The organism is Taishania pollutisoli (genome assembly GCF_014518315.1).
In the GTDB taxonomy this organism is placed as follows: Bacteria; Bacteroidota; Bacteroidia; order Flavobacteriales_D; family Crocinitomicaceae; genus Taishania; species Taishania pollutisoli.
In genome coordinates, this window is sequence record NZ_JACVEL010000040.1 from 1 (window position 1) to 1,033 (window position 1,033).

The 1,033-nt window shown below is 52.2% G+C and carries 2 protein-coding genes; both read left to right on the plus strand.

What is annotated here, in order from left to right; translation table 11 throughout:
- The coding region (locus H9Y05_RS16180; protein WP_216714902.1) for a minor capsid protein at positions 1 to 782 on the plus strand (782 nt) is incomplete at its 5' end.
- A 26-nt stretch (positions 783 to 808) separates the two neighbouring features.
- The coding region (locus tag H9Y05_RS16185; RefSeq protein WP_216714903.1) for a hypothetical protein at positions 809 to 1,033 on the plus strand (225 nt) is incomplete at its 3' end.

Here is a 1,033-nt window from a genome sequence, read left to right on the forward strand (position 1 = left end):
ACTGGAACGTAAAAACCCTGTCGACCAACGTTAACGCTAATTTCGTAACACCGGCCGCCGAACAAGTATGGGCCGCCGCAACTTTCGCGCCTCTTGAACTAAGCGAAAAGCCAGTTGATTTTGTTTCTCTAATGAGCGGCTGGCGGCAAACCGAGGTAAATCGCCTTGTTATGGGCGTTAAATCTGGGTTCGTACAGGGGATGACCACACGTCGGATAGTTAAGAACGTTGTCGGGCCCGGTGGTCTGGCCGATATTTCCGAACGTAATGCGGCGACGGTTATCCGTACAGCCCTGGCGCACGTATCTAATGAGGCACGGCAACAGGTTTACGCGCGGAATGACGATATCATCACGAAATACGAGTGGGTATCTACCCTTGACTCTCGTACTTCTGCCGTTTGTAGGACCCGTGACGGAATGACGTGGGAAATTGGTAAAGGGCCGATGCCACCGGCCCATTTTGGCTGTCGGTCGAGCACAGCACCGGTAATAAGCCCCGAATTCGACTTCCTGGATAAGGGTGCAAAACGGGCGGCCAGGGGCGCGGATGGCGGTCGGCAAGTAAACGCGGACACGACCTACTACGAGTTCCTTAAACAACAGCCGGCCTGGTTCCAGGACGAAGCCCTCGGTCCTGTCAGGGGTAAGATTTTTCGTAATAGTGGGATAACCCCGGAAGAATTTCGTGTAATATCAGTAGATGGATTCGGGCGTCCGTTAACCCTTAAAGAGATGGCGGAGCTCGATAAGCGTGTTGCCAAATACCTGAAAGAGGAATAAAGATGGGCTTTTTCAAAGTTAAAGATGTGCCGGCGCGTCGGGTGGTTCAGTACTCACGTGTGTCTGGTGCTGGCGAAGGTGTCGTGTACATTAAAGATGAATCTGTTCTTGGTGAGTCGGTAGATGAAATGCCGTTCGCCGATAAGACCGGACTGGTAGCAATCACCGACGGTATCCTGTACGAAGTGCCGTATCTGGACGGAGCAGGTGATGTGTACTTCGATACACAGCCAGCAGATGTAGAATTGAAA